The organism is Klebsiella sp. MS 92-3, from assembly GCF_000195655.1.
GTDB classification, from domain to species: Bacteria; Pseudomonadota; Gammaproteobacteria; order Enterobacterales; family Enterobacteriaceae; genus Klebsiella; species Klebsiella pneumoniae.
The window spans coordinates 10582-33763 of the sequence record NZ_GL882795.1 but is presented as its reverse complement, the minus strand read 5'-3'; the positions used below and the strand labels follow the sequence as shown (position 1 = coordinate 33763).

The following is a 23182-nucleotide window of genomic DNA, read 5'->3' as shown; positions in this document are numbered from 1 at the left end:
CCCCCCCCCCCCGCCCGCCCCCCCCCCCCCGGCGCCGCGGGCGCCCCTGTTTTTCTTCAGCCTCCTCAGGCCAGCCTTCGGCGCAGCAATAGCTGTTCCGGTTTGGCAAACATCACCAGGTTACCCAGCAGGATCAGCGCCAGCCCGATCACGGCGTTGCTGTGCCAGACATACCCTTCATAGACGGTGGAAATGGATAAGGCGACCAGCGGAAACAGCAGCGTACTGTAGGCGGCTTTGCTGGCGCCGATGCGCCCCACGAGAGTGAAATAGGCGCCAAAGGCGATGACCGAGCCGAACAGCGCCAGGTAAAGCAGGGCGCCCAGATAGCTGACGGTCCATTCTGGCATAAAATTATCGCCGCGCAGCAGAGCGATCGCCCCCATCACCAGCGTGCCGTAGAGCATCGCCCAGCTGTTGGTGGTCAGCGTTTCCAGCCCGCGGCGCTGGTGGCGAATACTGAACATATTGCCGAGCGAAAAACCGTAGGTGCCCAGGGCGCTCAGCCCGATCCCCCACAGCAGCGAGGCGTTCAGTCCGTTGGCCAGCAGGTCGTCCCAGAACAGGATGACGATACCAGCGAGACCCAGCGCGGCGGCGGCCCAGAAGCGGCCCGGCGGCTGCTGGCGAAAAAAGAGAAAGCTGTTGATGGCGTTAAACAGTACCGCCATCGAAAAGATCACCGATTCCAGACCGGTATTGATCCAGGCGGCGGCGGTATAAAAACACCAGAAATTAAAGCAGAAGACGCAGCAGCCCTGCAGCAGGCAGCAGAGATGATCTTTCGCGCCCAGCGGCCGCAGGCGTCGTGTGACGAGCAGAATCGCCAGCATCGTGACGCTGGCTACGGCGAAACGCCAGAAAATCGATACCGGCGCGGCCACCGGTCCCTGTTGTAAAAAAATCGCAATCCACGTTGTACCCCAGATCACGACAACGAGTGCATAGAGTAATGCGTTCACCCTGGTTCTCCTCTACCTGTTGATGGGAGGAGTATGCCGGCTGCCGCCTGCTGCGGCTTTCACTGGTTTGTTGTCGGCTTGCAAATTCTTGCGCTTATTTGCCCTCCGCTGGCGGTGAGGACTGGAAACCGCGCCGTAGTCTCCCTAGACTAGGGCTTTTACAGACAATGTGTGAAGACGATGGGTTACGGGACATTTGAAACATTACGGCGACAGAACGCGGTGCTGAAGGGAACCGTGGAGCTGAATTCCGGTATTCAACTGGCCGCCTGGTATAACAATTGCGATACCGTGACGGTGCGCAGCGACCATCATACTTTAAGTCTGTACGTCGCTGATGGCTACGAAAGCTATCAAAAGACGCCGCACGGCTGGAAAAATGGCGGCGGCCCGGATCGTTTTTGTCTGATGCCGAAAGGCGATGAAAGCGTATGGGATATCCGCGGCGATCTGTCGTTTGTGCATCTTTACTGTACCGATGCGCACCTGCGTCGCGTCGGCGAGGAGGTGTGGGACCGCAGCCCGGCGAACTTCACCCTGCAGGAAAAGACCTTCGCCAGCGATGATAAAATCACCGCAGTGTATCGTCAGTTTTTGCTGGCTAACGACTGGCGGCAGCCGGCGAACCAGCTGACCCTCAGCGCCGCCAGCAGCTTACTGCTTACCCATCTGATCCAGCACTATTCCACCGTGCAGTGGCGTTTGCCGACGGTCACCGGCGGGCTGGCGCCAGGCGTAAAGCGTCACGTACTGGCCTGGATCGATGCTCATCTCGATCAGCCCTTGACCCTGGCCGACCTGGCGCAGCAGGCGGGTCTGAGTGAGTTTCATTTTGCTCGTATGTTTCGTCAGTCGCTAAATATGGCTCCGCATCAGTACGTCATGCAGCAGCGAATGGCGAAGGCGCAAAACCTGATCTGCCATAGCGCGCTGCCGTTAACCGAGATAGCGCTGGCCTGTGGTTTTAGCTCCCCCAGCCATTTCAGCCATCGGGTCAAAGCCGCCACCGGCCTGACGCCCTCCCAGCTACGGGCGGCGCAGCGCGGATAGCACGCCGTAACTCACCCCGCCGAGCACCACGCCCCAGAAGGCGGAGCCAATTCCCGCCAGCGTCACCCCGCTGGCGGTGACCAGGAAGGTTAACACCGCCGCATCGCGTTCACTGGCCTGATGCACCGCCTGAAACAGACTCCCGCCAATGGTGCCGAGCAGCGCCAGACCCGCCAGCATCTGGATCCACGCCGGCGGCAGGGCCGACATCAGGGCGGTGATTGACCCGCCGAACAGACCGGCCAGCAGATAAAAACCGCCCGCGGCTATGGCCGCCAGCCAGCGCTGGTTCGGATCCGGGTGCGCCTCCGGGCTCTGGCATATGGCGGCGGTGATCGCCGCGATGCAGATGGAATAAACCCCAAACGGCGCCAGCAGTAGTGCCAACCCCCCGCAAACGACGATCAGTGCGGAGACCGGTACGGTATAGCCTGATGCCTGCAGGGTGGCGAACCCCGGAGCGTTCTGCGAGGCCATGGTGACGAGGAAGAAAGGCAGACCGACGCTGAGCAAAAGCGCCGGAGTAAACTGCGGGGCGACCCATTCCGGCGTCACAAATGCCAGCGGCACGGCGGCGCTAGCCACATCCCCGGACGCCGCCGCAATCAGCGCTCCAATCACCAGCGCGGCCACCACGGCGAAGCGGGGCCACAGCGCTTTACACAGCAGCCAGGCGGCGAGCATCCCGCCGCACAGCGGCAGATGATCCTGTAAGCCGGCGAAGGCCTGCAAACCAAACCGTAGCAGGATCCCAGCCAGCATCGCGGCGGCCAGCGAATGGGGAATGATCTGCATCAGCCGGGCAAACAGGCCGGTGGCGCCGCAGATAACGATTAGCGCGTTGGCGAAAATAAAGATCCCCACGGCCTCGGCGAGGGTCACCCCCTGCAGGCCGCTAACTAACAGCGCAGCGCCCGGCGTTGACCAGGCGGTGAGCACAGGAACTTTCCGCCAGGCGCTCAGCGCGAGAGTACTGATGCCCATGGCGAGGCCAAGAGCCGTCATCCAGCCGGCGATCTGCCCGGGGGTAGCGCCGGCCGCGGCGGCGGCCTGCCAGATGATGGCGGCGGAGCTGGCGTACCCCACCAACACGGCGACGAAGCCAGCGAACAGAGTGGGAAGCGGAAGACTAAACGAGCGCATCGATGATTCTCATGTGCGTTATAACATCCATTCACTGTATCATTGTGCGTTATAACGCACAAGCGGTGGTTCGCGCAGCTACCCTGGGAGAAAAACTCGCCGCCAGTGGCGTACGATGCCGTTAAACGTCCTGAAAAAATCAGACAAATGGCGGTATACTTTGCGCAGTAAAAACAGGAGGAAGGATGAATATTGCGCAACATCTGGCGGCAACGCTTAAAACCCTGCGCCAGCAGCGAGGCTGGAGCCTGTCGCGACTGGCGGAAGAGACCGGGGTGTCGAAAGCCATGCTCGGGCAGATTGAGCGGAATGAATCAAGTCCAACGGTGGCGACGCTGTGGAAGATTGCCACCGGGCTGAACGTACCGTTTTCGGCGTTCATCGTCCCGGACGCCAGCGCCGCGCCCTCCGCGTTTGATCCGCAGCAGCAGGCGATGGTGGTGACGCCAGTATTCCCGTGGGATCCCGAGCTGCGCTTTGACCATTTTTCGATAACCCTTGCCCCCGGCGCGCTGAGCGAATCAACGCCGCATGAGAAAGGGGTGATTGAGCATGTGGTAGTGATAAGTGGTACGCTGGATTTGTGCTTACAAGGGGAGTGGCACTCGCTGCAGGCGGGTGAGGGTAGGCGTTTCGCCGGCGACGCGACGCATGCGTATCGTAACCGCGGCGCCCAGGCGGCCCATTTCCATTCTCTTATCCATTATCCAAAAGAAAAAACCGCGAGCGAACCCGCGGCCAGACAAGATGACTGATGATAACCACTCACAACGTGACGAGGAAAATCCGGAATACGTGATGACAGTACTCTTCGCCGTGATTTGAGGGAAATATCTTTTCCGTCAATACTTTGTTGAAAAGTGAAAATTCGTCGTCGCGCGACGGCGGAAAAGGTTTTCGTCTGCGCCCGGTTCTGACTAAAATAGCCGCCATTTCGACCCCCTTATACTGGATAACAACACGCGTATGCGCCTGCACAATCATCGTCTTGAACTTCTTAGTCCTGCCCGCGACGCCGGTATCGCTCGCGAAGCGATCCTTCACGGCGCCGATGCCGTTTACATCGGTGGACCTGGCTTTGGCGCCCGCCACAACGCCAGCAACAGTCTGAGCGATATCGCCGGGCTGGTGCCTTTCGCTCATCGCTTTGGCGCAAAGGTATTTGTGACGCTGAACACCATTCTGCATGACGATGAACTGGAGCCGGCGCAGCGGCTGATTACCGATCTCTACGACGCAGGCGTCGATGCGCTGATCGTGCAGGATATGGGGATCATGGAGCTGGATCTGCCGCCGATTGAGCTGCACGCCAGCACCCAGTGCGATATTCGCAGTGTGGAAAAAGCGAAGTTTCTCTCCGACGCCGGCTTCAGTCAGATCGTGCTGGCGCGCGAACTGAACCTCAGTCAAATCAAAGCCATTTACGACCACACTGACGCCACTATCGAATTCTTTATCCATGGCGCGCTGTGCGTGGCCTATTCCGGGCAGTGTTACATTTCGCACGCCCAGACCGGACGCAGCGCCAACCGCGGCGACTGCTCGCAGGCTTGCCGCTTGCCGTATACCCTGAAGGACGATCAGGGGCGGGTGGTGGCCTATGAGAAACATCTCCTGTCGATGAAGGATAACGATCAGACCGCCAACCTGGCGGCGCTGATCGACGCTGGCGTACGCTCCTTCAAAATTGAAGGTCGTTACAAAGACATGAGTTATGTGAAAAACATCACTGCGCACTACCGTCAAATGCTGGATGCCATTATCGAAGATCGCGGCGACCTGGCGCGCGCCTCGGCTGGACGCACCGAGCATTTCTTTATCCCGTCCACGGATAAAACCTTCCACCGGGGCAGCACTGACTACTTTGTTAATGCCCGCAAAGGCGATATCGGCGCCTTTGATTCGCCGAAATTTATCGGCCTGCCGGTGGGTGAAGTTCTGAAGGTAGGCAAAGACCACCTCGACGTTGAAGTCAGTGAACCGTTAACCAACGGCGATGGTCTCAACGTGATGATTAAGCGCGAAGTGGTGGGCTTCCGTGCTAATACCGTGGAAAAAACCGGCGAAAACCGTTATCGGGTATGGCCGAACGAGATGCCAGCGGATCTGCATAAAGTGCGCCCCCATCAGCCGCTCAACCGCAACCTCGATCATAACTGGCAACAGGCGCTGCTAAAGACCTCCAGCGAACGCCGCATCGCGGTAGACGTGACGTTGAGCGGCTGGCAGGAGCAGCTGGTTCTCACCATGACCTGTGAAGATGGCGTCAGCGTGACCCACACCCTTGACGGGGAGTTCGCCGAAGCTAACCAGGCGGAGAAAGCGTTGGCCAACCTGCGTGACGGTGTCACAAAACTGGGGCAAACCATCTACTATGCGCGCGAGGTGCAGGTTAATCTGCCGCCGCTGTTTGTGCCCAACAGCCTGCTCAACCAGCTGCGTCGGGAAACTGCGGAGATGCTGGATGAAGCGCGCCTCAACGCCTGGCAGCGTGGCACCCGCAAGCCGGTCTCCGTACCGCCGCCGGTCTACCCGGAGACCCATCTCTCCTTCCTCGCCAACGTCTATAACCACAAGGCGCGGGCGTTCTACCAGCGCTATGGCGTACAGCTGATCGACGCCGCCTATGAAGCGCACGAAGAGAAGGGCGATGTGCCGGTGATGATCACTAAGCATTGTCTGCGGTTCGCCTTCAACCTCTGCCCGAAGCAGGCGAAAGGCTCCATCAAGAGCTGGAAAGCCACGCCGATGCAGCTGATCCATGGCGATGAGGTCCTGACCCTGAAGTTTGACTGCCGTCCGTGCGAAATGCACGTGGTCGGCAAGATCAAAAACCATATCCTCAAAATGCCGCACCCGGGCAGCATTGTGGCCTCCGTCAGCCCGGACGATCTGATGAAGACGCTGCCGAAGCGCAAAGGGGCCTGATTCGAGTCGATGCTATTGGCAGGATGCCCGCGGTTTACGGTCGTCCTGCCAGCGGTGATGTTCGCGCAGGTCTGCGGCGGCCTCCTCGTGCTGGCTGCGAAGCTCATCGCTATCCGCTTCGTGCAGCAGCTGCTGTTCGAGACTTTGCACCGGAAAGTACTCGTGTCCCTGACGATGGGCCAACAGATGCCCGGAAAATAATGCGCACAGCAACAGCAGGGCGCTTATGCTTCTCTTTAACATACCTTTTCTCGACGGAACAATGGCGTGGACATACTATGTCAGGCGCAATGCAGGCTTTTTTTCGGGCATCTCAAAGAACGGCAAGAGTTTGTCAACGATGGCTGACGAAGGATGAAAAAAGGCCTGACGCGGAAGCCAGGCCAGAGTGTTACGCTTTCGGCGGCAGCGGTTTCCCGCTGTGCTCGCTCCCTTTTGGCGGCTGCTTGCCGTTGTGCTGCGGCTGTTTACCGTCGTGCTGCGGCTGTTTGCCGTCTCGTTGTGGCTGTTTGCTGTTGTATTGCGCTTGCTTACCTTCGTGTTGGCCGTTTTTCACCGGCGGTTTACCCTGATGCTGCGCGCCTTTTTCCGGCGGCGGCGGCGGGTTGTCGGCAGCAAAAGCCCATGACGACATTCCAAGCGTCATTACGGCGGAGAGTAAAGCTAACTTCTTCATAGCAATATCCTTTCTTCAGATGTAGCGCCGTATTTCATCAGGCAAAAGTGAAGATAAGATGGAGAAGTCCCTTTTCGGACCTCTCTGCATCCCACTCAGACTTTTAGCCCTGCAGCGGTCATCAGCAGGCGAAACAGCAGGCTAATGGCGGCCAGCGTCAGTACGCTGCCTCCCCAGAGCGCGATCAGCCACAGCAGACGTTTAGGCCAGGCAGTATGCATCAGTGATATCCCTCCCCGGGCTGAACTTTGCCGCGGAACACGTAATAGCTCCAGCAGGTGTAGCCAAGAATGACCGGAATAATCAGCAGGGCGCCCACCAGCATAAAGCCCTGGCTTTGCGGGGGAGCGGCAGCCTGCCACAGCGTGATGGCCGGCGGGATAATATGCGGCCAGATGCTGATCCCCAGTCCGCTGAAGCCGAGAAAGACCAGGCCCAGCGTCAGCGTGAAGGGCGAAACATGGCGGTCGCGCTGATGCAGCGTGCGCCACAGCCAGCCGCTAACGAGGATCACCAGCAGCGGTACCGGCAGCAGGAAATAGAGATTCGGCAGGCTGAACCAGCGGGCAGCAATCGCCGGGTGCGCCAGCGGAGTCCACAGGCTGATGACGGCAAACACCGCCAGCAGGGCACCCAGCAACTGCCGCGATGCGCTGCGCATTCTCTGCTGCAGCGCGCCTTCACTTTTCATCACCAGCCAGGTGGCGCCGAGCAGCGCATAGGCCACGCATAGTCCGAATCCGCAGAACAGGCTGAACGGGGTCAGCCAGTCAAACATGCCGCCGCTGAAGGCGCGACCGCTGACGGTGAAACCGTTGATCACCGCCCCGACCACCACGCCCTGGCTGAAGGTTGCCAGCAGGGAGCCGCCAAAAAAGGCGCGATCCCAGAATGGCCGGTGCGATGGCGTGGCCTGGAAGCGAAACTCAAAGGCGACGCCGCGAAAAATCAGGCCGATCAGCATCAGGGTCAGGGGGATCGACAGGGCGTCGATGATCACCGCGTAGGCGAGAGGAAAGGCGCCAAACAGGCCGGCGCCGCCGAGCACCAGCCAGGTTTCATTGCCATCCCATACCGGCGCGACGCTGTTGACCATTACGTCGCGATCCCCGCCGCCCCGCACCGTGCTGAACAGCAGGCCGATGCCCAGATCAAAGCCATCCATGACGATGTACATCAGCGTGGCAAAGACGATAATCACGAACCAGATCACCGATAATTCGATACCCATTAGCGGGACTCCTTCTGCAGATAACCTTCAGTGGCGGCGGACAGCGGGCGGGCTGGCGTACCGGTTGTCGCCGGGAGCATCTCCTGCGGCCCCTTGCGGATCAGGCGCAGCATATAGCTGTAGCCGACGCCGAAGACGGCGCTGTACACTACGATAAAGGTCAATAAACTGACCGACATATGCAGATCGCCATGAGCGGAAACGGCATCGGCGGTGCGCTGAACGCCATACACCACCCAGGGTTGGCGGCCCACCTCGGTGGTCACCCAGCCGGCGAGAATAGCGATCAGGCCGGATGGCCCCATCCACAGGGCAAAACGCAGAAACGGCCGCGAGTGGTATAGCTGGTCGCCGCGACGCAGCCACAGGGCCAGTACGCCCAGCAGCAGCATCAACATGCCCAGCCCGGCCATCAGGCGAAATGACCAGAACACCACAGTAGAATTCGGGCGTTCCTCAGGAGCGAACTCTTTCAACGCCGGCACCTGTTTATCAAGACTGTGGGTGAGGATCAGACTGCCCAGGGCCGGTATCTCAAGCCCGTAGCGGGTGCGCTCCTGGTCCATATCGGGCCAGCCAAACAGCAGCAACGGCGTTGGCTCACCCGGCGGATTTTCCCAGTGCCCCTCAATGGCGGCGATTTTCGCCGGCTGGTGCTGCAGGGTATTCAGGCCATGCATATCGCCGATCAGCGCCTGGACGGGGGCGACCAGCAGCGTCATCCATAGCGCCATCGAGAACATCTTACGGATCGCCGGCGACTGATTGCCGCGCAGCAGATGCCAGGCCGCCGAGGCGCCGACAAACAGCGCGCTACTGAGAAATGCCGCTACTGTCATATGCAATAATCGGTAGGGGAACGACGGATTAAAGATCACCGCCAGCCAGTCGACGGGCACGACCTGGCCATCAACGATCTCAAACCCCTGCGGGGTCTGCATCCAGCTGTTAGAGGCGAGGATCCAGAAGGTGGAGATGATAGTACCCAGCGCCACCATGCAGGTGGCGAAAAAGTGCAGCCCCGGCCCCACGCGGTTCCAGCCGAAAAGCATCACCCCGAGGAAGCCCGCTTCCAGAAAAAATGCCGTCAGGACTTCATAGGTCAGCAGAGGGCCGGTTATGCTGCCTGCAAATTGTGAGAAACCGCTCCAGTTGGTGCCGAACTGGTAGGCCATCACCAGCCCGGAAACGACCCCCATACCGAAGTTGACGGCGAAAATCTTCGACCAGAAATGGTACAGCGAGCGCCAGACGGGATTTTTTGTTTTTAGCCATAAGCCTTCGAGCACCGCCAGATAGCTGGCCAGTCCGATGGTAATGGCGGGGAAGATAATATGAAATGAGACCGTAAAAGCGAATTGAACTCGCGCCAGATGGAATGCATCAAGACCGAACATGCAGGACTCCACAACAAAATTGATTCAGCGCAATTTTAGGTGGAGTGACGACTGAGGGGCAGAGGCAGTCACGCCATTTTTTATCATAACAGTTGGCCGCTGTTATGATTTTTCAGCTGTTGCCAGGGCGAGAAAATATCCTTGCGCAACCTTGATTAATCCCTGCGGAAGGTGATTAGGCGTCTATTCCGCTGTCTGTCATGTTATTGCTAACGGCTGGCTACGCGGCCCTGCCGCCGGTATGGCGTAGTCACCTGGTCGGCATAATATACCCTTCCCACCCGCCGTAGCGCATATTTTGGCTTACGAAATCCGCCACGGATTTTTACTCTGATTTATTGTCACTCATTAGTATGAGAATAAGTAAAAACGCTGAGCCGGTTAATCGTAAATTAAATAATAATAAATTGTCGGCTCCGCGGCTAATTTGTACTGTATGAGCTCGGGAATAAATAAAAGGGAATGCCAATGTCTGAAAAAGGATTACAGAGTCTGTGCATTACGCTTGGCGTAATGATTATCTTCTGGTTTGTTTTAATCTCGCTATTCTGGGTGGTGATATTTTAAACCCATCCCGTGCTATCACGGCGACGCGGCCGCCGCTGCAGATATAACAGTTACAGGAAACTATGATTTTTTTATAACTGATATATGATAATGGGACGTTATCGTACGGGGACGGCCGCAATGAAAAAGTATCAACAGTTGGCGCAGCAACTGACCGAGCAGATCGCCCTTGGCGTCTGGTTGCCTGGCGATCGGCTGCCGTCGCTGCGCGAGCAGGTGATCAGCAGCGGCATGAGCTTTATGACCGTCAGCCATGCCTATCAGCTGCTGGAAAGCCAGGGGCGCATCGTCGCCCGTCCGCAGTCGGGTTATTATGTTGCCCCCCAGCCGGTGAAGCTCCGCCAGCCGGCGCCGCCTGCCCAGGTCACTCGCGATGAAGCCGTCGATATCAATACCTATATCTTTGAGGTGCTCCAGGCCAGCCGCCAGGCGTCGATGCTGCCCTTTGCCTCGGCCTTTCCGGACCCGCGTCTCTTCCCGCTGCAGCAGCTCAACCGCTCGCTGGCGCAGGTGAGTAAAACCGCCACCGCCATGAGCGTCATTGAGAATCTGCCGCCGGGCAATGCAGAACTCCGGCATGCCATTGCCCGTCGCTATGCCCTGCAGGGGATGAACGTCTCGCCGGACGAGATCGTCATCACCGCCGGGGCGCTGGAGGCGCTTAACCTCAGCCTGCAGGCGGTGACCGAGCCGGGAGACTGGGTGGTGGTGGAAAACCCCTGCTTCTACGGCGCCCTGCAGGCGCTGGAGAGGCTGCGTTTGAAAGCATTGTCGGTGGCCACTGACGTCAGGGAAGGCATTGATCTGACGGCGCTGGAGGCGGCCCTGCAAAACTATCCGGTGAAGGCCTGCTGGCTGATGACCAACGGCCAGAATCCGCTCGGCTTCACCCTCAGCGCTGAAAAAAAAGCGGCGCTGGTGGCGCTGCTGGCGCGCTATAACGTGATGTTGATCGAAGATGATGTCTACAGCGAGCTCTATTTTGGCCGCGAAAAGCCGTTACCGGCGAAGTTCTGGGATCGCCAGGAGATGACGCTGCACTGCAGCTCGTTCTCAAAATGTCTGGTACCCGGCTTTCGTATCGGCTGGGTGGCGGCCGGCAAACAGGCGCGGCGGATCCAGCAGCTCCAGCTGATGAGTACGCTTTCCACCAGTTCGCCGATGCAGTTAGCCCTGGTGGATTACCTGTCCACCAAGCGCTATGACGCCCACCTGCGCCGTCTACGTCGTCAGCTGGCGGAGCGTAAACAGCAGGCCTGGCAGGCGCTGCTGCGCCATCTGCCGCCGGAGGTCGTCGTCCACCACAGCGACAGCGGCTACTTTCTGTGGATCGAACTACCGGAAGGGGCCGACGCTAGCGCACTTAGCGCCCGGGCGCTGGCGTCGCACATCAGCATTGCCCCAGGGAAAATGTTCTCCACCTCCGACAGCTGGACCTCGTTTTTCCGTTTTAATACCGCCTGGGGCTGGGGGGAACGCGAAGAGCAGGGGGTGAAGCGCTTGGGGGAGCTTATTCGCGAACAGCTTGCCTGACCCTGTCGTTTATTTTTCTCATCATAAACATTCTGCGAAAATAAGCGAAAGAGGATTTTTATCGAGGCCGGTCATTATTTTACCGGCGCTCACCATAGGAAATATGCATACCCCTCCTCATTCCCTAACTCGTTGTCTATAATCCATAAAGTCCTGCTTGTGTTGGCGATTTTTACGTAATGCGTCCCGGGTCACAACCTGAATAAATTCCCCTGGGGGCGTTAATCCGCTGACTACCCTTATTTCAGGAGATATTTTTACGGCACGGCTGCCGCTAATTCCTTTGTGACAGGAGTAACACCTGATGAGCAAAAAAATTGCCCGTTGCAGCCTTTATGTGCTGGGTATGGCTTGTTTGACCGTTCAGGCGGCAGAGCCGCTCACCTCGCTGGATAAACCGGAAGGGCGGCTCGATATTATTGCCTGGCCGGGATATATCGAACGCGGTCAGACCGACAAACAGTACGACTGGGTGAGTCAGTTCGAAAAGGACACCGGTTGCCAGGTTAATGTCAAAACCGCTGCCACCTCTGACGAGATGGTCAGTCTGATGGCCAAAGGCGGCTACGATCTGGTCACCGCCTCGGGTGATGCTTCGCTGCGCCTGATCATGGGCAAACGCGTGCAGCCGATCAACACGGCGCTGATTGCCGGCTGGGGCTCCCTTGATCCGCGTATTGCGAAGGGGGCGTGGTTTAACGTCGGCGGTAAAGTCTATGGCACGCCGTATCAGTGGGGGCCGAACCTGCTGATGTACAACACCCGCGTATTCCCGACGCCGCCGGACAGCTGGCGCGTGGTGTTCGTCAAGCAGGATCTACCGGATGGTAAAACCAACCAGGGGCGGGTGCAGGCCTATGATGGCCCGATCTATATCGCCGACGCCGCGCTGTTTGTCAAAGCCACCCAGCCGCAGCTGGGGATCGAAGACCCCTATCAACTGACCGAAACCCAGTACAACGCGGTGCTGAAAGTCCTGCGCGACCAGCAACCGCTGATCCATCGCTACTGGCATGACGCCACCGTACAGATGAACGACTTCAAAAACGAAGGGGTAGCCGCCTCCAGTTCGTGGCCCTATCAAGCCAACGGCCTGAAGGCGGAAGGCCAGCCGGTCGCCACCGTGTTCCCGAAGGAGGGGGTAACCGGCTGGGCGGATACCACCATGCTGCACAGCGAGGCGAAGCACCCGGTCTGCGCCTATAAATGGATGAACTGGTCGCTCACGCCGAAGGTGCAGGGCGATGTGGCGGCCTGGTTCGGTTCGCTGCCGGTGGTGCCTGAGGGCTGTAAAGCCAGCGCGCTGCTCGGTGATAAAGGCTGTGAGACCAACGGCTATGAGCAGTTTAACCGCATTCACTTCTGGAAAACGCCGGTTGCGGAAGGCGGGAAATACGTGCCCTATAGCCGCTGGACTCAGGACTATATTGCGATAATGGGCGGCCGCTAAGGATCGGAGGCAAACAATGACGTACGCGGTCGAGTTCCAGAATGTATCGCGCCTGTATGGCGATGTGCGGGCAGTGGATGGGGTTAGCATTGGCATACGCGATGGAGAATTTTTCTCGATGCTGGGTCCGTCCGGCTCGGGTAAAACCACCTGCCTGCGGCTGATTGCCGGTTTTGAGCAGCTCTCCGGCGGAACCATCCATATCTTTGGTCAGCCGGCCAGCGAACTGCCGCCCTGGCAGCGGGATGTGAATACCGTGTTCCAGGACTACGCGCTATTTCCCCACATGTCGATCCTTGACAACGTCGCGTACGGCCTGATGGTCAAAGGCATGGCGAAGAAAGCGCGCCATGCCCGCGCCCAGGAGGCGCTGGAGAAGGTGGCCCTTGGCTTTGCTCATCATCGCAAGCCCTCCCAGCTCTCCGGCGGCCAGCGGCAGCGGGTCGCGATTGCCCGGGCGCTGGTGAACCAGCCGCGGGTGCTGCTGCTCGATGAGCCGCTGGGCGCTCTGGATTTGAAACTACGCGAGCAGATGCAGGTGGAGTTGAAAAAGCTGCAGCAGTCACTGGGGATCACCTTCATCTTCGTGACCCACGACCAGAGCGAAGCGCTGTCGATGTCGGATCGCGTGGCGGTGTTTAACAACGGGCGCATTGAGCAGGTGGATGCCCCGCAGGATCTCTATCTGCACCCCAGGACCGCGTTTGTGGCCGGTTTTGTCGGCACCGCCAACGTTTTTGCAGCCGAGGCGGCCCGACGATTGTGCGGGATGGCGGGCAGCTGGTCGCTGCGTCCGGAGCATGTTCGCCTGCAGGGCGGCGGCGAGGTGCAGGTGCAGGGCGTGGTGCAGGCGGTGCAGTATCAGGGGGCGGCGACGCGGATCGAGCTCCGCCTCGCGGATGGCGACAAACTGCTGGTCAGCCAGGCCAACATCGATGGCGCGGCGGCGGCCAGCGTTCCGCGAACCGGGCAAATAGTACAGGCGTCATGGTCGCGCTCGGCGATGACCCCGCTGGAAAGCGGAGGCTGAGATGACCATGGCAATAATTCCTGCGCAGACCGGGCGCATATCGGGGATCTTCTGGCGCCGACCGGCGCTGGGCCTGTTTTTACTGCTGCTCGGGCCGCTGATGTGGTTTGGCATCGTCTATCTGGGATCGCTGCTGACCCTGCTGTGGCAGAGCATTTATACCTTTGACGACTTCACCATGTCGGTGACCAGCGACTTCACGCTGGCTAACCTGCGGGCGCTGTTCAACCCTGCCAACTACGACATTATTGTGCGGACCCTGGTGATGGCGCTGTGCGTCACGCTGGCCAGCGCGCTGCTGGCGCTGCCGATGGCCTGGTATATGGCGCGCTATACCAGCGGCAAAATGAAGGCCTTCTTTTATATCGCGGTCATGCTGCCAATGTGGGCCAGCTATATCGTCAAAGCCTATGCGTGGGTGCTGCTGCTGGCGAAAGATGGCGTGGCGCAGTGGTTCCTCGGTCATCTTGGACTGGAGGGGGCGCTGAACGCGCTGTTGAGCTTCCCGGCGGTCGGCGGCAATACCTTGTCCACCTCCGGCCTTGGACGCTTTCTGGTGTTCGTCTACATCTGGCTGCCGTTTATGATCCTGCCGGTGCAGGCGGCGCTGGAGCGTATTCCGGGATCGTTGCTACAGGCCTCGGCCGATCTGGGCGCGGCCCCGCGGCAGACCTTTCGCTACGTGGTGCTGCCGCTGGCCATTCCCGGCATCGCCGCTGGGTCGATCTTCACCTTTTCGCTGACGCTAGGCGACTTTATCGTGCCGCAGCTGGTGGGCCCGCCGGGATACTTTATCGGCAATATGGTTTACTCGCAGCAGGGGGCGATCGGCAATATGCCGATGGCGGCGGCGTTTACCCTGGTGCCTATCGTCTTGATTGCCCTCTATCTGGCGTTCGTGAAACGTCTGGGAGCCTTCGATGCACTCTGAACGCGCGCCCTGGTATCTGCGACTGGCGACCTGGGGCGGGGTGATATTCCTCCACTTTCCGCTGCTGATTATCGCCATCTATGCTTTTAATACGGAAGATGCAGCCTTTAGCTTTCCGCCGCAGGGGCTGACGCTGCGCTGGTTCAGCGAGGCGGCCGGGCGCAGCGACATTCTGCAGGCAGTGACACTGTCACTTAAGATCGCCGCCCTGTCGACCGCCATTGCCTTAGTGCTTGGCACGCTGGCTGCAGGAGCCCTGTGGCGCAGCGCCTTTTTTGGCAAAAACGCGGTGTCGCTACTGCTGCTGCTGCCTATCGCCCTGCCGGGGATCATTACCGGCCTGGCGCTCCTGACGGCGTTCAAAGCGGTCGGCCTTGAGCCTGGCCTGCTGACGATCGTGGTGGGGCACGCGACCTTCTGCGTGGTGGTGGTGTTTAACAACGTCATCGCCCGCTTCCGCCGGACTTCGTGGAGTATGGTGGAAGCCTCGATGGATTTAGGCGCTACCGGTTGGCAGACCTTTCGTTACGTAGTGCTGCCCAATCTGGGGTCGGCGCTGCTGGCGGGGGGAATGCTGGCATTCGCTCTGTCGTTTGATGAAATTATCGTTACCACTTTTACCGCGGGGCATGAACGCACCTTGCCGCTGTGGTTGCTGAATCAGCTGGGGCGGCCGCGAGATGTGCCCGTCACCAACGTTGTCGCGCTGTTGGTGATGCTGGTAACGACGATACCAATCTTAGGGGCCTGGTGGCTCACCCGCGACGGCGATAACGACGCCGGAAACGGGAAATAAAACCATGAAACAGGATAATGCTATGCAACACAACCTATTGATAAACGGTAAGTTAGTGGCAGGTGAAGGCGAGAAGGTTCCGGTATATAACCCTGCAACCGGCGAAGTGATCCTGGAGATTGCCGAAGCGACAGCGGCCCAGGTCGATGCCGCCGTTGAGGCGGCGGACCGGGCATTCGATGCCTGGAGTCAGACGACGCCGAAGACGCGTGCGGAATGTCTCCTGAAGCTGGCGGACGCCATCTCGGCGCAGGCTGAAACCCTGGCGCAGCTGGAGTCGCTGAACTGCGGCAAGCCGCTGCACTGCGTGATTAATGATGAAATGCCGGCCATCGCCGACGTCTTCCGCTTCTTCGCCGGCGCCGCTCGCTGCCTGCCGGGGATGGCGGCCGGAGAGTATCTCGAAGGGCATACCTCAATGATCCGCCGCGATCCGGTGGGCGTGGTGGCCTCCATCGCGCCGTGGAACTATCCGCTGATGATGGCGGCCTGGAAGCTGGCCCCGGCGCTGGCGGCGGGCAACTGCGTAGTGATAAAACCCTCGGAGATCACCCCGCTGACGGCGCTGAAGCTGGCGGAGCTGGCAAAAGATATCTTCCCGGAGGGGGTTATCAACGTGCTGTTTGGCCGCGGTAAAACGGTGGGCGACCCCTTGACCGCCCACGTTAAAGTGCGAATGGTCTCCCTGACCGGATCGATTGCCACCGGAGCCCATATCATTGGCCATACCGCCTCGTCGATTAAACGCACCCACATGGAGCTGGGCGGTAAGGCGCCAGTGATCGTTTTTGACGATGCGGACATCGATGCGGTGGTGGATGGGGTGCGGACCTTCGGTTTTTACAACGCCGGCCAGGACTGCACGGCCGCCTGCCGGATCTACGCCCAGCAGGGTATCTATGACCAGCTGGTGGAGAAACTTGGGGCGGCGGTGGCCAGCCTGAAAATGGGGGCGCCGGAGGACGCTGCCACCGAACTGGGTCCGCTGAGCTCGCTGGCCCATCTTGAGCGCGTTAGCGCGGCGGTGGAAGCCGCAAGGGCGCTGCCGCACATTAAAGTGGTCACCGGCGGCAGTCGGGCTGACGGCGCGGGCTATTACTTCCAGCCGACGCTGCTCGCCGGCGCCCGGCAGGAAGACGCTATTGTCCAGCGCGAAGTGTTTGGTCCGGTAGTCAGCGTGACGCCTTTCAGCGATGAAGCGCAGGCCCTGAGCTGGGCGAATGACTCTCAGTATGGCCTGGCCTCCTCGGTATGGACGAAAGATGTCGGTCGCGCCCATCGTCTTAGCGCCAGGCTGCAGTACGGCTGCACCTGGGTCAATACCCATTTTATGCTGGTCAGCGAAATGCCGCACGGTGGCCAGAAGCTGTCAGGCTACGGCAAGGACATGTCGATGTATGGCCTTGAGGATTATACCGTGGTCCGCCATGTGATGGTTAAGCATAGCTAAAGGATTGACCATTTAGCGCCAGGCGACTATTGCGCGATGGGTGTGTTAGGCCGCTAATAGTCACAATGGCAAAAATTGTCAAAACTCAACCCAGGGGATATGAGATTATTCTGATGCCCCTTCAAGAGCTAAGCCATCATGAGTGCCGGAGATAAGCGCCGGATGGGGTCCGCCAGTCACCCTGGGCGCACAGCGCCCGGCGGGTGGGGCGGCAACATCGCGGTTCGCGACCGAATTGCGGCCCCTGTCTGTCGGCAGGGGCTTTTTTGTGCTCGCAGAAGAGCGAAGAGATGAGCCGGCCAGTCGCGCCGGGATAACGAGAATACCGCTTTAACTACTTTCAGCGCTTGGTTTTTTTGCTGGGCAGGCTGGCGCTGCGCCGGTCACGAATGTAGGAAATAAGATTATACACCGCCGCGACCAGCAGGATTAGCGCGATGACCAGCGTGATGATTCCGGACATATCCACCTCGAAATTCACAGCGCGAACTGCGCTAAAGCATTACCAATGGTTATGAATGTAAGTATTATCTGACGCGAAGGCAAATGATATTTGTTGTCATTTAGCGCTATTTCTGGCTCTTATCCGTGATGACGGAGATGAAGAGGTTATGTTACAACGGCTTGCCATCGCCATTTATCTTCTTACGATGACGGCCCGCGCGATATATTGCGCCTGTGGCGAAGGCGGCGATCCTTTTCCCCTTGCCGACGGCGAAATATTTTCCTTATTAGCGAAATTAACTCCCCTGAACAGAAAGTATTTCACGGCTAGAGATAAGCTTTTAATATTTACGGTTATCGCATGATATTTGTTCTGAATATTTTATAGCCCTGAGGCAGAGGCAAATACCGGATGCCGCCCGGTAGCGCGCCCCGGGTTTGACTTTCCGCCGCCGCTCATGCGATCATTTAGGGCATATTAGGTTTTGACGTTGATGTCGCTGTGAAAATTTTTGCTTTTATTCTGCTGGCTATCGGCGCTGTGGCGCTGAGCTATGGTAATGCCCCGGCGAAACGAATCCAAAGCTGTGAGAAGATGGGCGTAGGGCAGGCCGTCTGCGCCGCCGCCGAATGGGATAGTGAAAAAGTCAATGTACTGCCGCGCTATAACCCCAGTCTTAATAAGGTAATAGCTGCCGCGCAGTTAGCCCCCGCCGCCCGACAGCAAGATAACAACTCTGTTGTTCGCGCGTAAAAAAGCAGCCTTCGGGGCTGCTTTTTTAGGTTTCGTTGCTGAATTAAATGATTAAAACCAGCCAAATCTTACGGACAGCAGGCTGATAAGCGCGAACGCGGCGCAGACATTAATCATAACGACGGTTTTACTGGAGACATCCATAGCGCCACCCTAATGAGGAAGTCCTAAAGGTATAGTACGGCGCCAGCGGTTGCGCTATCAGATTAAGACGAATCAGGCTTTATTCTGAATATTCAGCCCGTTTCTGATTTTGTTATACAGGTATCTCTGAATCACGACGTCATGGCAGATAATCATCCCACCATGGAACGCCCCTCAGGGAAGGAAAAAGTAAGAATGACGTTATATCAAAAAATGTTGGTGTTTTACGCCATTATGGGCGTGATATGCGCCGTGATTAGCTGGTTTTTAACCAAAGAGAGCCGGCTGATCCGCCTGCTGGCGGCCCTGCTGATCGGCGCCACCTGGCCGTTCAGCTTCCCGATGGCGCTGCTCGTCTCGCTGTTTTAACCCTCAGGCGCTAGACGGCAGAAAAGGGTAGCACAAAGGATAAGGTTACTGTATAAAAAAACAGTAACCTTATCATGGAGGCATACAGGTGAACGGTTTTTATTCGTCCGTCGCTGGCGCCACGCTGCGCTGGCACGATTTCCCGGGAGATGGCCTTCCGGTGGTGTTTATCCACGGCCTTGGCTGCGCGTCATCCTACGATTATCCCCGCATTGCCAGCGATCCCGCGCTCCGCGAACGGCGCAAAATACTCATCGATCTGCCGGGCTTCGGCTATAGCGATAAACCGCGCGTGTTTAGTTACAACATATATGAGCAGGCTTTAGTTTTGGAGCAGTTCCTCAGCCACCTGCGCCTGCAGCGCTTCGCGCTGTTCGGGCATAGCATGGGAGGGAGCATCGCCATCGAAGCGGCGGGGCTACTGGGCGAGCGGGTGACCACGCTGCTGGTCTCGGAACCCAATCTGTTCGCCGGCGGCGGCGAGTACAGCAGGCGCATTGCGGCGCAGTCAGAGTCAGCCTTTGTCGCTGACGGCTATGCCAGGCTGCTGGCGGAGGAGCGCTCGCCGTGGGCGGGTTGTTTACAAAACAGCGCCCCCTGGGCCGTCTGGCGGGCCGCCAGCAGCCTGATACGCGGCAGCGACACGCCCTGGTTTACCCAGCTATGCCAGCTGCGCTGCCAGAAAATGCTGATCGTCGGAGAGCGGTCGCTCCCTTATGCGGATAGCGACCTCGTTCAGGCACAAGGGATCACGGTCGGCATCGTGCCCCATGCCGGACACTCGATGGCGTGGGAAAATCCGCAGGGGCTGGCGCAGCTTATCGCCAGCCATAGTTAAGAGGCGCTGGGCCTCAGAAGGGAAGCTCGCGGGGTTGGGTCTGGATCGTTATCCAGCGCAGCTCGGTGAATTCCGCGATCCCGGCCCGCCCGCCAAAGCGGCCATAGCCGGAGGCTTTGCAGCCGCCAAACGGCATTTGCGCCTCATCATGCACCGTTGGGCCATTGATATGGCAAATCCCGGTTTGCAGACGTTGCGCTACGTTCCACGCTCTGGCGCTGTCGCGGCTGTAGACCGCAGCGGAAAGACCGTACTCGCTGTCGTTGGCCACCGCCAGCGCCTCCTCTTCGCTATGGACGCGAATAATCGCTTTCACCGGACCGAAGGACTCTTCACGCCACAGCCGCATCTCGCGGGTCACGCCGTCCAGCAGGGTCGGGCTCATATGGGTATCGTTGGCTTTACCACCGGTCAGCAGGCGAGCGCCTTTCGCTAACGCATCGTCAATGAGCGCGTTGCAGCGGGCGATGGTGTTCATATCGACAACCGGGCCCGTGAGGGCGGCAGGCAGGGCGGCGGCGCGCCTGGCCAGCAGCGGGATAAACGCCTCCGCTACGGCATTGTCGACAATAATGCGCTCGGTGGACATGCAGATCTGCCCGGCGTTGGCGAAGGCGCCAAAAACAGCGCCCGCCGCCGCTTGCTCAATATCAGCATCGTCCAGCACCAGCAGGGGCGCTTTTCCACCGAGCTCGAGCACCGCTGGTTTCAGATACTGTCCGCAGGTGCGGGCGATAATGCGTCCCACCGGTGTGGAGCCGGTAAAGTTAACGCGCCGCACAGCCGGGTGGGCGATCAGCGATTCAACCAGCGCCGGCGCATCTTCAGGCGCACAGGTAAGATAGTTCCCCACGCCCGGCGGGAAGCCCGCCGCGTCAAGGGCGTCGATAATCAGTCCCTGAGCGGCGGGGGAAAGTTCGGCGCCCTTAAGGATCACCGTGTTGCCACAGGCCAGCGGCGTCGCCAGGGCCCGGGTGGCCAGAATCAGCGGCGCGTTCCACGGCGCCATGCCCAGCACCACTCCCGCCCCCTGGCGGACGCCCATCGCCAGGTTACCCGGCACGTTGGACGGAATTATTTGCCCTTCAATCTGGGTGGTCAGCGCCGCCGCTTCACGCAGAATATCTGCCGCCAGATGAACGTTAAATCCGGCCCAGTGCGCGGTCGCGCCGGTCTCCGCGGCCATGGCGGCGATAAATTTCGCCTCCCGCAACAGCATCTGTTCCGCCGCCTCGAGCAGTAAGCGACGTCGTTCCGCCGGCGCAGTATCGCGCCACAGCGGAAAGGCGCAGGCCGCGGCTTCGACGCAGCGTTTGCCGTCGGCGAGGCTGGCGGCAGCGGCCACCGAGGCTGCCTCATCGTGGGCCGGGTGGCGTCGGGTAAAGGTGCGGCGGCCTTCGGCATCGTGCCACTGGCCGTCAATGTACAGATTGCAGGTGATTGTCATGGTGGAAACCTCTTGTTCTGCGGTTCCCCCAGTGTACCGGGCGGCACTGACGGGAAGCGTGAGCCGGGCGGTTATCGCACATTTTTTTGCAGGAATTTTGTGTGGCTCACAACATCCCGAAGCCCTCTGGCGTAAAAAGCAGCGCAACGTCGATTAAACCAGCAAATTCCACGCGTTTTGCATAAGGTGATAGCCATTGATTATTTGCCGCCGTCAGGCGGCTGTGCTGTTATTACTGTTCTTATAATCAATAATCAGGACTTATAACCATGTCTACAGGGAAAACCACGCTGGCGCTGCTGCTGAGCGCACTGCTGCCGGCCGGCGCCGCCTGGGCCGCAGGCAATGACACTCTGGTCTACTGCTCAGAAGCCTCTCCGGAGTCCTTCAATCCGCAGATCGCCAGCTCCGGTCCGTCGTTCGTCGCCAGCTCGCAGGTACTGTATAACCGTCTGGTGAGCTTTGACCCGGTGAAAAATACGCCGATCCCGTCGCTGGCCACCGAGTGGCACGTCTCTGAGGATGGCAAAACCTGGACCTTTACTCTGCGTCAGGGGGTGAAGTTCAACAGCAACAAATTCTTCAAACCGACCCGCGATTTTAACGCCGACGACGTTCTGTTCTCCGTGCTGCGCCAGATGGATCCTCAGCATCCTTATCACAAGGTGTCGCAGGGGAACTATGAATACTTCCACGACGTGGGCCTCGATAAGCTGATTAAATCGGTGAAAAAGGTGGATGATTACCATGTCCAGTTCGAGCTCAACGAGCCGAACGCGGCGTTTCTTGCCGACTGGGGCATGGACTTCGCCTCTATTCTGTCGGCAGAGTATGGTGAGGCGATGCTGAAGAAAGGAACGCCGGAAAACGTTGATAACTGGCCTGTCGGTACCGGGCCGTATGCGCTGCAGCAGTATAAAGTGGATTCGCAAATCCGCTATATTGCCAATCCCCACTACTGGGAAGGCGAGGTACCGACCAAGCACTTAATCTTCTCCATTACGCCGAACGTCGAGACCCGTCTGGCGAAACTGCAGACCAACGAGTGCCAGATTATTCCCGCGCCGTCGCCGGTACAGTTCCCGGTGATTAAGGGCAATAAAGATCTGGCGCTGCATGCGATTGAGGCGCTGAACGTCGGCTATCTGGCGTTTAACACCGAGAAAAAACCGTTTGATAATGTGCTGGTGCGCCAGGCGTTAAACTACGCTACCGACAAGCAGGCGATCGTCAAGGCGGTATTCCTCGATTCCGGCAGCGTGGCGAAATCACCGATCCCGTCGACGATGCTCGGGTATAAGAAAGATCTCCCGGACTATGACTACGATCCGCAGAAAGCCAAAGCGCTGCTCAAGCAGGCGGGTCTGGAGCAAGGCGCGGAAGTGACCCTGTGGTCAATGCCGGTCCAGCGCCCCTATAACCCAAACTCAAAACGCATTGCCGAAATGATCCAAAACGACTGGGCGAAAGTGGGGGTGAAAGCCAAAATTGTCAGCTATGAATGGGGCGAATACCTTGCCGGTATGCGTAAAGGGGAGCACGACAGCGCCCTGTATGGCTGGATGTCGGACAACGGCGATCCGGACAACTTTGCTGGCACATTGCTCAGCTGTGATAATATCCAGACCGGCTCCAACGCCGCCCGCTGGTGTGATAAATCCTATGACGCGCTGGTAAAGAAAGCGCTGTTGGTGAGCGATCCGCAGGCGCGGGCCAAACTCTACGAACAGGCGCAGGAGATTTTTTATCAGCAGGCGCCATGGATCACCCTGGCGACCGGTAAAACCTTCTATGCGACGCGCAGCAACGTCAGCGGCTACACCGTCAGCATGATGGGGAGCGATTTTTCCAAAGCGAAGCTGAATTAAGCGAAAGGAGAACAGGATGGCACATCTGGATGAGGTTATCGTCAAAGTCGATGACGCCCTGGCCGAGGGCGTTATCGCGCATATGAATGAGCTGCTAATCGCCCTGAGTGATGATGCGCAACTCAGTCGTGAGGAACGCTATATCCAACAGCAGCGTCTGCGCACCGCCATCGC

Annotated in this window: 26 protein-coding genes; 15 read left to right on the top strand and 11 right to left on the bottom strand. The window is 58.8% G+C overall.

What is annotated here, in order from left to right; all coding sequences use genetic code 11:
• Positions 1-65 precede the first annotated feature (65 nt).
• On the bottom strand, positions 66-962 hold the full coding sequence (locus HMPREF9538_RS16240; RefSeq protein ID WP_004175913.1) for a DMT family transporter: 897 nt from the start codon (positions 960-962) through the stop codon (positions 66-68).
• Between the two features lie 180 nt (positions 963-1142).
• Here HMPREF9538_RS16240 and HMPREF9538_RS16245 point away from each other — a divergent pair, with 180 nt between their 5' ends.
• Entirely contained in the window at positions 1143-2012 is an 870-nt protein-coding gene (locus HMPREF9538_RS16245) for an AraC family transcriptional regulator (RefSeq protein ID WP_004151213.1), read from the top strand.
• Here HMPREF9538_RS16245 and HMPREF9538_RS16250 read toward each other — a convergent pair.
• The gene (locus HMPREF9538_RS16250; RefSeq protein WP_004214979.1) at positions 1989-3155 is read right to left on the bottom strand and encodes a benzoate/H(+) symporter BenE family transporter; all 1167 of its coding nucleotides are present in this window, start codon (positions 3153-3155) and stop codon (positions 1989-1991) included. The two genes, HMPREF9538_RS16245 and HMPREF9538_RS16250, sit on opposite strands and share 24 nt — an antisense overlap.
• Before the next feature lie 185 nt (positions 3156-3340).
• On the opposite strand from HMPREF9538_RS16250, the gene HMPREF9538_RS16255 reads away from it, so the two are divergent.
• The gene (locus tag HMPREF9538_RS16255; RefSeq protein ID WP_002907473.1) at positions 3341-3910 is read left to right on the top strand and encodes a helix-turn-helix domain-containing protein; all 570 of its coding nucleotides are present in this window, start codon (positions 3341-3343) and stop codon (positions 3908-3910) included.
• Between the two features lie 10 nt (positions 3911-3920).
• Here the strand turns inward: HMPREF9538_RS16255 and HMPREF9538_RS0127465 are convergent, their stop codons facing one another.
• Positions 3921-4088: a hypothetical protein gene (locus HMPREF9538_RS0127465; protein ID WP_032457065.1), complete on the bottom strand. Its 168-nt coding sequence runs from the start codon at positions 4086-4088 to the stop codon at positions 3921-3923.
• A 33-nt stretch (positions 4089-4121) separates the two neighbouring features.
• Here HMPREF9538_RS0127465 and HMPREF9538_RS16260 point away from each other — a divergent pair, with 33 nt between their 5' ends.
• Complete coding sequence (locus tag HMPREF9538_RS16260; RefSeq protein ID WP_002907469.1) at positions 4122-6083, top strand: peptidase U32 family protein; 1962 nt, start codon at positions 4122-4124, stop codon at positions 6081-6083.
• A gap of 12 nt (positions 6084-6095) precedes the next feature.
• Here the strand turns inward: HMPREF9538_RS16260 and HMPREF9538_RS31535 are convergent, their stop codons facing one another.
• The 5 genes from HMPREF9538_RS31535 to HMPREF9538_RS16285 all read right to left on the bottom strand — a co-directional run bounded on the left by HMPREF9538_RS31535 (position 6096) and on the right by HMPREF9538_RS16285 (position 9387).
• A complete protein-coding gene (locus HMPREF9538_RS31535; RefSeq protein WP_004143781.1) occupies positions 6096-6326 on the bottom strand; it encodes a DUF2554 family protein in 231 nt (76 codons plus the stop codon).
• A gap of 148 nt (positions 6327-6474) precedes the next feature.
• The gene (locus tag HMPREF9538_RS16270; protein WP_009307734.1) at positions 6475-6759 is read right to left on the bottom strand and encodes a hypothetical protein; all 285 of its coding nucleotides are present in this window, start codon (positions 6757-6759) and stop codon (positions 6475-6477) included.
• 95 nt (positions 6760-6854) lie between these two features.
• Positions 6855-6980, bottom strand: coding sequence for a DUF2474 domain-containing protein (locus tag HMPREF9538_RS16275; protein WP_002907461.1), 126 nt, complete (start codon positions 6978-6980; stop codon positions 6855-6857).
• The gene (gene cydB / locus HMPREF9538_RS16280) at positions 6980-7990 is read right to left on the bottom strand and encodes a cytochrome d ubiquinol oxidase subunit II (RefSeq protein ID WP_009484795.1); all 1011 of its coding nucleotides are present in this window, start codon (positions 7988-7990) and stop codon (positions 6980-6982) included. Before cydB ends, HMPREF9538_RS16275 begins: the two co-directional genes overlap by 1 nt.
• Positions 7990-9387 carry a cytochrome ubiquinol oxidase subunit I gene (locus tag HMPREF9538_RS16285; RefSeq protein WP_009484794.1) on the bottom strand — a complete coding sequence of 466 codons (1398 nt, stop codon included), beginning with the start codon at positions 9385-9387 and terminating at the stop codon, positions 7990-7992. The genes cydB and HMPREF9538_RS16285 overlap by 1 nt, the downstream gene beginning before the upstream one ends.
• A 687-nt stretch (positions 9388-10074) precedes the next feature.
• On the opposite strand from HMPREF9538_RS16285, the gene HMPREF9538_RS16290 reads away from it, so the two are divergent.
• The 6 genes from HMPREF9538_RS16290 (at position 10075) to patD (ending at position 17144) form a co-directional block, all read left to right on the top strand.
• A complete protein-coding gene (locus tag HMPREF9538_RS16290) occupies positions 10075-11487 on the top strand; it encodes a PLP-dependent aminotransferase family protein (protein ID WP_004175937.1) in 1413 nt (470 codons plus the stop codon).
• Between the two features lie 304 nt (positions 11488-11791).
• A complete protein-coding gene (gene ydcS / locus HMPREF9538_RS16295) occupies positions 11792-12937 on the top strand; it encodes a putative ABC transporter substrate-binding protein YdcS (RefSeq protein ID WP_002907384.1) in 1146 nt (381 codons plus the stop codon).
• 16 nt (positions 12938-12953) lie between these two features.
• The gene (locus HMPREF9538_RS16300; RefSeq protein WP_004151215.1) at positions 12954-13967 is read left to right on the top strand and encodes an ABC transporter ATP-binding protein; all 1014 of its coding nucleotides are present in this window, start codon (positions 12954-12956) and stop codon (positions 13965-13967) included.
• A 1-nt stretch (position 13968) separates the two neighbouring features.
• Complete coding sequence (locus HMPREF9538_RS16305) at positions 13969-14898, top strand: ABC transporter permease (protein ID WP_009484791.1); 930 nt, start codon at positions 13969-13971, stop codon at positions 14896-14898.
• Complete coding sequence (locus tag HMPREF9538_RS16310; protein WP_004143773.1) at positions 14888-15694, top strand: ABC transporter permease; 807 nt, start codon at positions 14888-14890, stop codon at positions 15692-15694. Before HMPREF9538_RS16305 ends, HMPREF9538_RS16310 begins: the two co-directional genes overlap by 11 nt.
• A 22-nt stretch (positions 15695-15716) precedes the next feature.
• Positions 15717-17144, top strand: coding sequence for an aminobutyraldehyde dehydrogenase (gene patD / locus HMPREF9538_RS16315; RefSeq protein ID WP_004175939.1), 1428 nt, complete (start codon positions 15717-15719; stop codon positions 17142-17144).
• A gap of 340 nt (positions 17145-17484) precedes the next feature.
• Here the strand turns inward: patD and HMPREF9538_RS31530 are convergent, their stop codons facing one another.
• Positions 17485-17607 (bottom strand): small membrane protein, encoded by a 123-nt coding sequence (locus HMPREF9538_RS31530; protein WP_004175940.1) that lies wholly within the window; start codon positions 17605-17607, stop codon positions 17485-17487.
• A gap of 148 nt (positions 17608-17755) precedes the next feature.
• Between HMPREF9538_RS31530 and HMPREF9538_RS16325 the strand changes: the two genes are divergently transcribed.
• Complete coding sequence (locus tag HMPREF9538_RS16325) at positions 17756-17953, top strand: hypothetical protein (protein WP_004189776.1); 198 nt, start codon at positions 17756-17758, stop codon at positions 17951-17953.
• A 137-nt stretch (positions 17954-18090) separates the two neighbouring features.
• Complete coding sequence (locus tag HMPREF9538_RS16330; protein WP_002906893.1) at positions 18091-18342, top strand: hypothetical protein; 252 nt, start codon at positions 18091-18093, stop codon at positions 18340-18342.
• Positions 18343-18393: 51 nt separating this feature from the next.
• On the opposite strand, the gene yncL is transcribed toward HMPREF9538_RS16330, so the two are convergent.
• Positions 18394-18486 carry a stress response membrane protein YncL gene (gene yncL / locus HMPREF9538_RS29760; RefSeq protein ID WP_002906891.1) on the bottom strand — a complete coding sequence of 31 codons (93 nt, stop codon included), beginning with the start codon at positions 18484-18486 and terminating at the stop codon, positions 18394-18396.
• A gap of 195 nt (positions 18487-18681) precedes the next feature.
• Here yncL and HMPREF9538_RS0127460 point away from each other — a divergent pair, with 195 nt between their 5' ends.
• Positions 18682-18855: a GhoT/OrtT family toxin gene (locus tag HMPREF9538_RS0127460; RefSeq protein ID WP_020316439.1), complete on the top strand. Its 174-nt coding sequence runs from the start codon at positions 18682-18684 to the stop codon at positions 18853-18855.
• 88 nt (positions 18856-18943) lie between these two features.
• Positions 18944-19693 (top strand): alpha/beta fold hydrolase, encoded by a 750-nt coding sequence (locus HMPREF9538_RS16335; protein WP_009484788.1) that lies wholly within the window; start codon positions 18944-18946, stop codon positions 19691-19693.
• Positions 19694-19706: 13 nt separating this feature from the next.
• On the opposite strand, the gene HMPREF9538_RS16340 is transcribed toward HMPREF9538_RS16335, so the two are convergent.
• Positions 19707-21140 carry an aldehyde dehydrogenase gene (locus HMPREF9538_RS16340; protein ID WP_009484787.1) on the bottom strand — a complete coding sequence of 478 codons (1434 nt, stop codon included), beginning with the start codon at positions 21138-21140 and terminating at the stop codon, positions 19707-19709.
• Positions 21141-21409: 269 nt separating this feature from the next.
• Here HMPREF9538_RS16340 and HMPREF9538_RS16345 point away from each other — a divergent pair, with 269 nt between their 5' ends.
• Complete coding sequence (locus HMPREF9538_RS16345; protein WP_009484786.1) at positions 21410-23008, top strand: ABC transporter substrate-binding protein; 1599 nt, start codon at positions 21410-21412, stop codon at positions 23006-23008.
• Between the two features lie 16 nt (positions 23009-23024).
• Positions 23025-23182 (top strand): DUF2526 family protein (locus HMPREF9538_RS16350; RefSeq protein ID WP_009484785.1); only part of this gene is annotated, 158 nt, incomplete at its 3' end.